This is a genomic window from Candidatus Endolissoclinum faulkneri L5, assembly GCF_000510265.1.
In the GTDB taxonomy this organism is placed as follows: domain Bacteria; phylum Pseudomonadota; class Alphaproteobacteria; order Thalassobaculales; family Thalassobaculaceae; genus Thalassobaculum; species Thalassobaculum faulkneri_A.
On sequence record NZ_CP006745.1, the window covers coordinates 583238 to 597402 of the forward strand.

Genomic DNA, 14165 nt, shown 5'->3' on the forward strand with positions numbered 1-14165 from the left:
CACGCTAAATAAACTAATTTATCATCAGTTCTATGACCTATCTAGCAAAAGCATTTTTAACTTCTTCGGAAGAATTCAGGTATAATAAACTTCATGTAACTAAAATAGTTAATTAAACGTAAGAATAATAGCAAAATCTCAGTAATAAAAATCTACTATTTTAAAAGTTAAACTCTCTATGAATACACAATCGACAGCACTTGTAACCCAGGTAATAATATTTTAAGGGATTAAGTTATACAAAAATTCTCATCAAAAAGTTGAGCACTTTCTAGAAAAAACAATCCTCAGCGTATTGTATTAGATTAATCAGAGTTTGCGATTAATCAGAGTTTGCAATAAAAAAAGAAGCATCATTTTGGAGTAGAATGCAAGCTTAAAACCTAAGACTCTTTGAGTTTGTAATCAAAAACGATTTAAAAGAGTATTAAATGCTAATTGAATGATTAAAATTAAGGAAGCAAATACGATTAGAATTTTTCAATAAAAAAAGAATATTTAGTTTCCTTTTGTCCAAGACTTTAGATCAATTAATTTTCCTTTAGACAACTCTTGGATTATAAAATATGAAGAGTTAGATTAAATCACATGTTAAATACCTAAATATGTATTCATTTTTCTCAAAAGCCATTAAATGTAAACCAAATCAAATATATTATCAACTAATCTTAATTAAGTTATAAATTTAGCTATAGCAATGAGTTGATCCGGTAAAAAAAATTTTTTAGAGGTTGCTAAACATATTTGATAGGTTTGAGTTATTTGGTATTATTTTAAATTTATTTATTACCCTACTATTGTATTAAAAGGATTTAATGCTTATGACGTATCAAGTCAATCATTTAATTTAAAGTTAATATCTTTGAATACTAGCTTTAATGAGTGAAATAAAAATTCTTATTCATGCGGGTTAAAATATTCTCTCTCTCTATCTTTGAGAGAGAGAATATTTACTTGTTACCCACTTAAATTGACCTTGTTTACAAAAGAATTAGTTTGTGGTGTTTTATATCCACGATATTAGGTAGCAACAATCGTAATGAATTAATTTATTAGCTAGAAAAGTTCTACAAGCGAATCAGGAAAGCGTCTGGCATTATTTTGATAGTTCAATTAGCATTCATTTATATACTATGCTCAACAATTAGCTTTATTAATCAAAGTTAATTATTGTTATATAATAAAATATTATATGAGATAGAATCTATTGTAAAAAATCACATGCTTTACAAACGACCGTGACGATCATAGCAATTTAATTATATTAACGCTAACAAATACAGTTTAAACGTTTAAAGGAGGAAAATAAAATCGAATGCCTGCTTTGTGGGCTAGGTAAAATTTTATTCAAAAATTAAATTGTACTGCTTATTCTTATATGGAACTTCCTAGAAATTAAGCATTATTATTGTTATGACATTTCTTCGGCAATAGCAAGAAAATCTGCTGCTTGAAGTGAGGAACTGCCAACTAAAGCACCATTTACATTAATAACTGACATCAGTTTTTTAGCGTTATCCGGTTTTACAGAACCGCCATAAAGTACTCGAATATTAACTGCGTCGTAGCATATATCACCCAGAATGTTGCGAATGTGAGAGTGAACTATTGATATGTATTCAATATTCGGTATGCGACCTGTACCAATCGCCCAAATCGGCTCGTAAGCGACGACCAAATTATTGCTATTTAATCGTTCAGGTAGTGAGCCACGGATTTGCTTATCTACTACTTCTAATGCTTTTCCTGCACTTCTTTCATTTTCGGTCTCGCCCACACAAATAATAGGAATAAGTCCAGCCTCTATGGCTGCTTTTGCCTTAGAGCGCACAACGAGATTATTTTCGTTGTGACAGATTCTTCTCTCAGAATGACCCAAGATTACATAAGTACAGCCAAGATCAACAAGCATTTCTGGCGCGATATCGCCAGTATGAGCTCCGCTCTTGTAATTATGACAATCTTGGCCTCCAAGGAGGACTTTACTAGAACTAAGCAATAGGCTAACTGGCAATAAATAAACAAAAGGAGGACAAATTGCTAATTCAATTGTTTTTGAACTTACATTTTGTATAATATCTGCCGCCAATGTCTTGCTAGAAAGACAATTCATGTTCATTTTCCAATTGCCGACAATTAAAGAACGAGGAGCCAAGAAAGATACCCTAAATATTATTTAATTTTTTTAAAAATTTACTGTTTTATAGTAATTTTAAGGTCAAATAATGACAAGCTATTTTTAAAATTTACGAATAAACTTTGAGAAATAATTCATCTCTTTTACAGGAGTAAAATCTTTGTCTAAACAGTAAAATTCAATAAATTCATACAATAGCTCGGCATATCTTGTTGATAATACTGGAAACTATACTTAAGAGTTATCTTAAGTTGAATACGTTCAATAATAGAAGATGGTTTTAAAAAATAGCGAACGATCCTTAGTAAGATGGTTGGACATAAAACAAACTATCTTTATGCTAACTATCTTTATGCTTATCATAATGATTATTTACTTTAAGAGTCGTTCGGACCTCAGACAATTGCCAAATTAGTATAGCAAAACTAACTGCGATCATCAGCTACAATAGATACACAAATATAAGTCTATATAGACTAGTCTTAAAATCATCTATACTAAAAAATCTCGCCTCTAATTGACTAGTAGATATTTGGTATAGTTTTTTCAACTAAGATTTTTACTTAAAATAACATTTTTACTTAAAGTATTTTGCGATCAGGAAAAGATTAACACACTCTATTAATTTTTTAACACGATTCATCCTCGTTATGACACTTTTATAAAGTTGATTACGATATTATTTTAATAATGATGCTTAGGGAGAACATTAACTCGTATTATATACTTATACCCAATCAGTATTGGGTATGTTGAAAAGAGATATAAATAACATTACATTTTATTATTAGCCGAAAAAATATTCTTTATACTTTAATGAACAATAATAAAGATAATTAACAAATAATAAAGATTCATATGGATTAGTAAAAATCCTTTAGATGTAGTACGGTAAATCATACGACAAGCATTAAACAAATCACTTTTTCTATCGACGATCTTAATATTTGCTTAATTTATTTTAATAAATTTTTTAGAAATTATTGAATATAGAATCTAAAATTATTGAATATTTTGTTCTACAATCAAGTTAAGTTAATTCCTCTTGAGACTTACTAAGGGTAATTATATAATGCAGTATATGCGACAATCAACTTAAAAAGATTGTTATACATTATAGGTTGAGTTTATGATGCTACGGACAATAGAGTAGGTAGTTGATCTATTATCATGCTTTGCGGTTAAAAATTTTAAATTATTGAAATTGCTTTTAGAGATATTCTAGGCATATTTGCGAAAAACGAAACATATTTCAATATACTCATAGCTACAATGTTATAATACGATCTTCGATATTATAGATTTATAGATCCTAAAAAATAATATTTTATTAAATAACCTTATTAAAGGTGGGTTGAATAAGTGCTTTCAAAGTATTTATTAGCTTGGTGGTTGGAGATATTTTATCGGCTGATCTAGCATGTAGTTATTTAATATTATGTTTGTTGTATTCGATAGTGTGAGATCCAAGCGATATAATGGTTTAGATTTTATCATCATAAAAACTTTTGTAAACTGAGTTGTTTTTTTTTGAGAAAACATCCAAAAGCCAACGGTAATACAGTCGCTTGCGTTAGCAAAGCGACTTGCAAAGTACTAACTGCTAAAATTTAGCATGGTTAAATTTTCACAATATTTATTGCAATACTTTTTTAAGTAAAAAACGTTAGTATAGCATGCATATAATTATTCTATTTATTCACCTAATGATTGCTTTGGCATTGATCTTTACTGTATTAATTCAGCCTAGCGAGCATGGCGGTATGGGAGTAGGTACTGGTGGTCGCATCGATTCTTTTATCTCTGGGCGAAGTAGTGCAAACCTGTTAACCAAAATCACGACCATTTTGGCTGCCTGCTTTATGGTGACTAGTTTAATTTTAGCAATCATAGCCTTCCAGGCTAAAAAGATATCTATAGTGGATCAAAATATAGATAATAAAGCATTTATTAATTCTCCATCTCCAGCTGCACCACTGTCTCAGTAATTATGAGGATTTGGCAGTATTTTGTCACCTATTGATTTGTGTAGTACTGGATAGTTCATAAGAAATGCCCAACTAACATTGAATAATCTTTATAGAACTAAGATGACACGGTTTATCTTTATCACCGGTGGCGTAGTGTCTTCTCTTGGAAAGGGGATCGCCACTGCTACTCTAGGTGCTTTATTGCAAGCAAGGGGTTATACAGTTAGGCTACGTAAGCTGGATCCTTATTTAAATGTTGATCCAGGTACCATGAGTCCGTATCAACATGGTGAAGTTTACGTTACTGATGACGGGGTAGAAACTGATTTAGATCTTGGGCATTATGAGCGTTTTACTGGCGTTTCTGCTCGTAAGAGTGATAGCATAACGACTGGGCAAATTTATATGGACGTGATCACAAGGGAGCGTCGAGGTGATTATCTTGGCGCTACGATCCAAGTCATTCCACACGTTACTGATGCTATCAAAGAATTTATAAGATGCGATATTACGGAAGAGGATTTTGTTCTTTGTGAAATCGGCGGTACCGTAGGAGATATCGAAGGGTTGCCCTTCTTAGAAGCGATTCGCCAACTAGGTAATGAGCTAGGGCATGATAATTCTTTGCGCTTACACTTGACCTTACTCCCCCATATATCCTCAACTGGCGAATTAAAAACCAAGCCAACTCAACACTCTGTAAAAGAGTTACAGAGTATGGGTATTCAACCAGATATTTTGCTATGTCGCTGCAATCAATATATTCCGATCGATCAACGCTGTAAAATTGGACAATTTTGCAATATTCGTCCTGAAGCTGTGATTACAGCTCTAGACGCTTTGTCTATCTACGAAGTACCATTGCGCTACCATGATGAAGGGCTTGATACAGAGGTGCTTCGCTATTTTAGCATTTTGCGAGAAGAGATTAAACCGAGTTTAGCACGTTGGACTGGTATTATGGATCGAGTGTCAAATCCGGAAGGTCAGGTTAAAATCGCTGTAATAGGTAAATACACTAGCTTATTAGATAGTTATAAATCGTTGGCTGAAGCATTAATTCATGGTGGAATAGCTAACAAAGTGAGAGTTGAGCTTGATTGGATTAATAGTGAGATGTTTGAAAAAGAAAGCGAATCTTTTATTCGACTGAATGATGTTAATGGCATCTTGGTTCCTGGTGGGTTCGGTGAACGTGGCTCGGAGGGAAAAATTGCAGCAGTGACCTTTGCTCGTGAACGGAGAATTCCATATTTTGGAATATGCTTTGGTATGCAAATGGCTTGCATTGAAGCGGCACGCTCAGGCGGTGGATTGCTAAATGCTAGTTCAAGCGAATTTGGCCCCTGCGACGAGCCAGTTGTCGGTCTACTCACTGAATGGATTAATTCTACTGTAGCAGAGATTCGTAATTTTGATAACGACTATGGTGGTACGATGCGTCTTGGTTCATATAAGTGCCAATTGGATAAGAATAGCCGAGTGTATAATATCTACGGCAATGCTTTGATTGATGAGCGTCATCGCCATCGTTACGAAGTTAATATCAACTATAAATCTTTGCTAGAGAAAGCCGGCTTGCGTTTTGCTGGTATGTCACTTGACGGATTGCTACCGGAGATAATTGAGCGGCCAGATCACCCTTGGTTTGTCGGAGTTCAGTTTCATCCAGAATTAAAATCCAAACCTTTTGACCCCCATCCACTATTTACTGGATTCATTGCTGCGGCGATAAAGCAGGCAAGTCTAGTATAGTATTTTAAAGTGAGGTTTTAATTTTATCATGGATGCTCCTACACATACTGTACGTATTGGGGACTTACTGGTTGCTAATGATCGTCCTTTTACCCTAATAGCTGGTCCTTGCCAGATCGAAAGCCGCGAGCATGCACTAGAGGTAGCGAGTGAATTGGTTAAATTGACTAGCGAAGTTGGTGTTTCTCTAGTATTCAAATCTTCTTTCGATAAGGCCAATAGGACCAGATTAAATGCGAAGCGTGGAGTCGGTATAGATAATGGACTCAAAATTATGGCTGAGGTAAGAGAGACTTTTAACTGCCCAGTATTGACTGATGTGCATGAGAAAATACAATGTAGTATTGCTGCTGAATACGTTGACGTCATTCAAATTCCAGCCTTTCTTTGCAGACAAACAGATCTGGTAGTTGCAGCTGGAGAAACTGGCAAGGTAGTTAATATCAAAAAAGGTCAGTTTCTTGCTCCTTGGGATTTAGTTAATATTATCTCAAAAGTGATTGCCACAGGCAATAGGAATATTTTGTTGACTGATAGAGGCACAAGTTTTGGCTACAATACGCTTATTTTTGATATATGTGGCATATCAGAAATGGTTCGTAACGGATATCCAGTAGTGATTGACGCTACCCATTCTGTGCAGCAACCGGGTGGTATGCGGGATTCTTCGGGCGGCAAGCGAGAGTTTGTCCCAGTTATAGCTAGGGCTGCCCTGGCTGTTGGTGTAGCTGCTGTGTTTATGGAATGCCATCCAGATCCTGACGTTGCCCCTTCTGATGGAACCATCATGATTAGACTAAAACAGGTTGCCGACTTGCTGAGAATATTCAAGAATTTTGATAGCTTAGCTAAAGCTAATCCTATTATTCCTTTAGAATGACGATAAACAAGAGGTTTATGTCACTCTCACTCAGAGTAGCCAAGTGTGTAGTATTAAGATATGAAATATCTTAATGACAAGTAGATATAATCTTTGATAGTATGATAAGCGGCTCTTTATTAATCGTAAAAGCACTTTAAAAGCTGATAGTAAATAGATAACGTTGATTATGATATCTAAATAAAAATGTATTTTGACGATTCATTTAAATTGCTATTAGAGAAGATAGCACTCAAGTAATATGAAAGCAAAAAATACATTAATAATTATGCTAACCGAAATAATTATTGCTTGTTTTCTTAGGAAATATTTATTGTATTATGGGTAATAGTTAACTGATTAAACTAACGGTTATTATTTTTATATGATTAATATTAATAATATCACATCTTGTGATTCATTAAAGTTTTTAAGCATAAGCATCCATACTGTAATGCTGCTGTATGAAATTTAATATTGGACTCTTGTATTAACTAATATTTAGTTGTAGATTGACTAATATTTAGTTGTAGATTGAGAGATAGAAGTATTTCGATTGATTGAATAGCTTTGCCGGAGTATATTTTTTATTGCTTTAAATAAGTTAAAGATTATAATATTTTTGCTGAGCTTTAATTTATCTTTAATATGAATCTATAAAGCAAATTGAGTAATAATTAAGAATTTTTTATTGACATCTTTAGGCAGAGGGTTACATAAAATCGTATTGGTGATATTGAAGCAACAAATCTTATGATTTTGCTAATCAATCTAGAGTTTTTATTATGATATTTATATTAATTTCTACTTCATTTATTTGTCTGCAAAATTGGTATTAATGTTTATAATTAACATTAAAATGTTATAGATTATCTGTATCAATGTTTGCTTTTATTTTATAAAACATTAAGGTATACATCTGAAAATTACTCACGCTTTTAGGGTAGTATCGAATGACCTGAATATTCCTACCTAAGTCTCGGATATAATTTTAGTATTCAAACTTATATAATTAAGAAGAGCAATACTAGGTATTGCAACTATGATATGTGTGCGGTTATTTCGCTTTTATAGGCTGCGCTATGGTTAGCAGGTTGATGTAAGTAATTATGTGACAGACAAGTGTTGAGTTATTAAATGAATCATTGATATTTTGGATCCTAAAAAAAGAGAGATAGCTTTATGTTTATTGGCATCCTCTAACTTTGCCTAAAAGTTATTCATTGGCTGAACTACATCGGGGAGGAAAGTCTTTGATTATTATTATTTCTGCTAAACATTGCTTTTAGGAAATTGATCCTTTTTTATTATTGTAATTGTAATATATAATCTACTAACTATTCCTAAACTTAAGATTTTACAAATTACATGTTAAGTATCGTATCAATAGGAAATACTGTTTTTCTGATTTTCGACTTAAGTGTATAGGGATAATTATGAGCGCTATCATAGATATTACTGCTCGCGAAATATTAGATAGTCGAGGTAATCCAACTATTGAGGTGGATGTAAAGCTTGAGACGGGGGCTTTTGGCCGGGCTGCGGCCCCATCAGGCGCTTCTGTAGGATCTTATGAGGTATTGGAGAAGCGTGATAATGATGTTAAACGCTATGCTGGTAAAGGCGTACGGTCTGTTGTTGATGCGGTTAATGGTGAGATTTTTGATACCTTATCTGGCCGTGAAGCTTCAGAACAAATTCTTATAGATCAGACTATGATTGATTTAGATGGTAGCGAAAATAAGGCTCGTCTCGGTGGTAACGCATTACTTGGCGTATCGTTGGCAGTTGCTAAGGCACAAGCAGCAGAGATCAGCCAGCCTTTGTGGCGCTATTTAGGCGGTATCTATGCCCGCGTTTTACCAACTCCAATGATTAATGTAATCAACGGAGGTCTTCACGCTGATAATCCTATAGATTTTCAGGAATTCATGATCATGCCGGTAGCCGCATCCTCTTTCGCTGAGGCGCTTGCTTGTAGTGCGGAGATATTTTATGCTTTGAAGAAGCAGCTTTTTGCCGATGGCTACAATACTAATTTGGGTGATGAGGGCGGATTCGCACCAAATTTACATAATGTTCATGATGCGTTGGATGTCATCATGAAAGCAATTGAAGAGGCTGGTTATAATCCTGGCAATGAAATTATGATTGCTCTCGATTCTGCGTCAACTGCGTTTTTTCATGACGGCAAATACGTTTTGAAAGGTCAAGGAAAGAGCTTAGACAGCGATTCTATGATTAGGTTTTATGCTGAGTTATGTGAGAATTATCCTATTGCTTCAATTGAGGATGCTCTATCAGAGGATGATTGGGGGGGCTTTAAGGCGCTAACAGCTGAAATCGGTAAAAAGGTACAGCTTGTTGGCGATGATTTATTTGTTACCAATCCTAAGCTATTAAAACGTGGCGTAAAAGAAGAAAGCGCTAATGCCATTTTAATTAAAATCAACCAAATAGGCACAATATCGGAGACATTAGAGACCATCTCTATTGCACGAGCTGCAAAATTCGGTACTGTGATTTCTCATCGTTCTGGAGAGACAGAAGATACTACAATTGCTGATATAGCCGTGGCTACAAATGCAGGTCAAATTAAAGCTGGTTCAATATCTCGTTCTGAGCGAACTGCTAAGTATAATCAGCTTCTTCGCATCGAGGAGTCACTTGGTTCTGCAGCTAGCTATGCTGGGCGTAGTTTCCTAGCTTCGCTAGCTAATTAAAGAAACTGAGAAATCTTTCTTGACCCTAAAGATTCATACTTTTAATCTGATAATTCTCTGCATGTTGTTGCTATGCTCGCTATGAATTTATAGCTAGCACTTGTTTTATTACCTATAGAGCTGTATTCAAATACACAAATCTAGCATTTAAACGTCCAAAAATTATTCGATTGCAGATAAGCAGACTTATACTGAACATTAGGAAAAAATCTCAAGTAAGTTATAATGCAAATTGTTTAATAACTTCAATAGTAAATACCCTTATATGTTATTTTTACTTTTATCAAAAAAATTTTAAGATTTGTTAAATAGACTTATGTCGAATTAACAATTCATTTTAATTAATGCATATTTTGTAATGTAAATATTTATTAATAAAAATTATCGCTATTAGTTAGCTCAGTAGCGATAAGCTTACTTGACTAATAAGTAAGTTTCTTAAGCTTAAGATTTGAGATTAATTGTAGATACAAAAAAACAAAAAAACTGAAAGTTAATTAAATTATTGCTTGTTAACTATAAATTATTTAATAATAATATTAATTAGTTATTAAATAATTTAGCATGAAATAAATTAGCTTTTAGGTGAATTTACTAGACAATAAAAAAATAATAAAAGACGCTCCAGATATGAAATTAATATAATCTAATTATAAAAATTGTTTTTTATTTTGACTCCTATTAAGTTTTTTTATTATCTGTTGGTGAAATATAAAGGTTTTATTAGTGTAGGTATTAATCTAAGTTAGATGAGCTATTTTTTTTTGCCGCCTTACTCATACAATATAACATTGTTTAAAAAATACGATGCCATATCTCAAGTTACTTGTATTGTAGGGATAAGCGTTCCTTCCCCTTGGAAGGTATTTTGTTTATTTATATGATTCGATCTTGATTTACTTTCCAGCTTAGTATACTTCTTTTGTATAATACTAATAGAGTTACGTTAATATGAAATATATAATGATTTATAGATGAGCCTTTAACTTATTTAATCTGTATGAGCGTTCTGATAAAAGTTAATTATGATGTTGTCTATGACAAAGACTGCTGCAATTGATTCGATGCGGGGTGGACGTTTTGTTGATGTGATTGAGGATGCTGTTGCGCGAATCAACACATCGATCGATTTTGATCGTCGTCTTTGGCGCGAAGATATTGCTGGCTCTAAAGCACATGTAGAGATGCTTGTTGCTCAAAGAATTATCACTAAAGAAGATGGATATGTAATTGAACGAGCTCTAGGGGAGATTTGGAGTGAAATTGACTCTGGGACTTTTAATTTTTTGCATTCGCTCGAAGATATACATCTTAATATCGAGCATCGATTGCACGAAAAAATTGGTGATACCGCAGGCCGACTTCATACTGGACGTTCACGTAATGACCAGATAGCACTTGACATGAAACTTTGGATTCGTGGTGTGGTCGACTTAATCGATAGTGAACTTAAGGAGTTACAAGCTGTATTAATTGAGCGCGCTGATCAATATGCTGAAACTATTATGCCAGGTTTTACTCATCTTCAGCCAGCCCAACCAATTACTTTTGGTCATCACCTTATGGCTTATGTGGAAATGCTTGGTCGTGATCGTACAAGGCTGGCTGATGCTCGTCGTCGAATGAATGAGAATCCGCTTGGTGCTGCAGCATTGGCTGGTACACAATTTCCGATCGATCGCCAGATGACTTCTGCTATACTTGGCTTTGATCGACCGGCAGCTAACTCGTTAGACGCTGTATCTGATCGCGATTTTGTTATGGAAGTGCTAGCATCTGCCGGTATATGCGCTGTGCATTTGTCACGTCTTGCTGAGGAATTAATTATCTGGACTACTTCTCAGTTTAGCTTTGTGCATCTGTCTGATAGTTTAACTACTGGCAGTTCAATCATGCCACAGAAAAAAAATCCTGACGGAGCTGAACTGGTGAAGGGAAAAACAGGCCGTATACTTTCAGCCTTTACCATAATCGCGATTGTTCTAAAAGGAATGCCCTTATCGTATGGCAAAGATATGCAAGAAGATAAGGAGCCATGCTTTGATGCAATTGACAATCTCAGGCTTTGTATTGCTTGTACCACCAGCATAGTACGTAATTTGCAGGCGAATCAGGAGGCTATGCGTAAGGCTGTATTTGCCAGCTTTGTTACCGCTACCGATTTAGCTGACTGGCTGGTACGCGAGACTAAAATGCCTTTTCGTAATGCTCATTATATAGTTGGCCAAGTTGTTCGTGTGGCTGAGGAAAAATGTTGTGGACTTGCAGATTTACCACTTGATTTGCTGCGCAAAATCCATCATGCTTTTGACGAGCGGGTATACAAAATATTATCAATAGATGCTTCGCTCAACGCTAGGAGCAGTTATGGTGGCACTGCTCCGGTTCGAGTTCGTGAGCAGATTATTGAAGCTCGTAAGAGATTTTTAGGTAGAAGTTGCTGAAAATTTCAGGTTAGCTTATGAATAGTGTACGTCGAAGATTGATATATAGCATATTTTTAGCCGTAGCGATTGGAATTTTGTTTTCGTGTGGAAGAAGAGGCGATCCAATTAAACCAAAACTATATTGATTGTCTAGCTGTAGCAGTATAAAGATAATCGGTTAGGCTACAGAATAGTAATAAATTTATGGTATATTTTTAGATAGTTAACGTTTTTTTTGATATTTATTGATCGCTTCTTACTCTTTTAGGCTATTGAAATTAAATATATTGTTGTGCTAATTGATTAGTTATAGGAAAAATACACAATGTAGCTAAAATATACTAATAAGATGAAAAGTATCTTTTTGTTTGTTAAGATTTAATATACTTGGATTGAATTTGTCGTTTGCATTGTGATCAACCTTCCTTAAAGGTGCTATACTTAATAAGACATTTTTTGATTTAGTATATATACTCAGTGCTCATGCTAATGTTTTATCGTAAAGATAGTTTTACTAAATTTTAATATTTACCATCCAGCTAATATAAAAAGTTATTATTTCTACTAAATATTGCTAAGAAGTGGTAATTTGGCTTTATCTTCTGTTGTACTTGGACGGAGATATTGATGCAAATTTTCGGTTGTAATGAACATGATGTAATTATTGCTAATCACCGAGTCTGCTTTATTGATTTCTTGAATTTTTGCTAGCGATTTCTGTAGTTACATTATTGTTTAGTCAATATATTATTGTGTTCTTATAGCAATTTAAGTCAAGTAATTTACCCTATATTAGTAGTACAAAATTTGTTTTCCTTAATATGCTTTATTACAATAGCTAATGTTTTAGCTATTGTAAGATGAGCTGGAGCTTATATATTAAGTCAATTTATCAAATAGCAATAAATCTATAAACTAATTTGATACCCAGTGTAAAAATGATGTAGCTAAAAAGGTTTTTCTTGTTTTATACTCTATCTATAGTATTGTAATTTATTCTGGGATGAGAAATAGCAATAATATGCATTAGCCATGCATTTGACCTAGCTCGAAATATCCTTAGAATAATAAATTTATTACCTAGCGTATTTCTCTTTTTCTTTTGATGAAAATTAGTTGCTAAAGGCAATGAAATAGTTTCTGAATAATTAGCAATAATAGTTTAATCAATGAACTTATTCATCTACTAGCTTTGGATGGGTTTTTTGTATAGCTACTTAGAAGGAAATTTAGTAGCGGCATCAGATGACTGAATCTTTTAATCAGTTAGCGAGTTTATTTGAACTCATGAGTTATATCCCCATGATTGCTCCTATTCAGACAATGTAATCATAGGCATATAACTCATCTATAATCCAGCTGTTTGCCAGCATAAAATCTTAAAATTGACCACTGTCTATGATACTATTATTACTGTCTATGATACTATTATTTAAGAAGTAATAGAAACAGCTCGCGATGAAATTTGCATTTTGCTCGATCCCCTGATGAAGAAAATGCCTAAAAACTGCTGAAACGTTTAAATTAATATTTGACTTTTTATTAATTTGTAAACTAAATTCTATATAAATATTATGCTTTTGCTATTTTTTATATTATTGAATAAACCATAGAGAACAAAAAATACTTTAGTTTTGCACTAATTTTTAAAAAAATTAGCTTTGTTGTCGACAAAATATTAGAGATCAAAAGATTATATTTTTACATCTAAGGATTAGAGTGTACTTATTAAGATAAGGGTTAGATATTATCACATTTTCCTAAATGTATGAATCATTTAGAATGCGAAATTTGCTTGCTAATGTTTGTAATTCAGCAAGCGTTGCTTATGGGGTATATATAATTTGACATATATTTTATCTTAAAGTTTTTCTTTTAAAATGTTAATTTGCAAGACTATGTTTATCTAATTAATTATAAATTGTAGGCTAATAAGTAATACTATTAAAGACTAAATCTTCGCTCAGGAAAGCGCAAATTCTAATGTGCTTGCTAGATTGGATACAGAGGACTAAAATATAGTTTTTTAATTATATGTCTTTATTGAACAGTCTATTAGCTAGATACTTACGTACTATAATTACATAACTAAACCAGAATACTTTTTTGCACAAATGTTGTACGCTAATTGCAACCGTATACTGTACAATTGGTTGACAGATATTTAAAGTAAAATAATAATATTTGTATTTTGTAAAATATTTAATAACAATATCGTCTAATATTGAGATATAGGCTTTACTAAACAATAAATCTTTCCTATTAGATAGAAGTAAGATTCATTTTGTTAAGTAG

6 protein-coding genes are annotated in these 14165 nt (G+C 33.3%); 5 read left to right on the top strand and 1 reads right to left on the bottom strand.

The features are described from left to right. Window positions 1–1411: 1411 nt before the first annotated feature. Window positions 1412–2155 carry a triose-phosphate isomerase gene (gene tpiA / locus P856_RS01785; RefSeq protein WP_025300460.1) on the bottom strand — a complete coding sequence of 248 codons (744 nt, stop codon included), beginning with the start codon at window positions 2153–2155 and terminating at the stop codon, window positions 1412–1414. A 1658-nt stretch (window positions 2156–3813) separates the two neighbouring features. On the opposite strand from tpiA, the gene secG reads away from it, so the two are divergent. The 5 genes from secG (at window position 3814) to argH (ending at window position 11888) form a co-directional block, all read left to right on the top strand. Beyond that, on the top strand, window positions 3814–4125 hold the full coding sequence (secG, locus tag P856_RS01790; protein ID WP_025300461.1) for a preprotein translocase subunit SecG: 312 nt from the start codon (window positions 3814–3816) through the stop codon (window positions 4123–4125). Window positions 4126–4227: 102 nt separating this feature from the next. Beyond that, window positions 4228–5862, top strand: coding sequence for a CTP synthase (locus tag P856_RS01795; protein WP_025300462.1), 1635 nt, complete (start codon window positions 4228–4230; stop codon window positions 5860–5862). Window positions 5863–5890: 28 nt separating this feature from the next. Further along, entirely contained in the window at window positions 5891–6742 is an 852-nt protein-coding gene (gene kdsA, locus P856_RS01800; protein ID WP_025300463.1) for a 3-deoxy-8-phosphooctulonate synthase, read from the top strand. A 1415-nt stretch (window positions 6743–8157) separates the two neighbouring features. Next, on the top strand, window positions 8158–9444 hold the full coding sequence (gene eno / locus P856_RS01805; RefSeq protein WP_025300464.1) for a phosphopyruvate hydratase: 1287 nt from the start codon (window positions 8158–8160) through the stop codon (window positions 9442–9444). Between the two features lie 1037 nt (window positions 9445–10481). After that, complete coding sequence (gene argH, locus P856_RS01810) at window positions 10482–11888, top strand: argininosuccinate lyase (RefSeq protein WP_081713450.1); 1407 nt, start codon at window positions 10482–10484, stop codon at window positions 11886–11888. Window positions 11889–14165: the final 2277 nt, after the last annotated feature.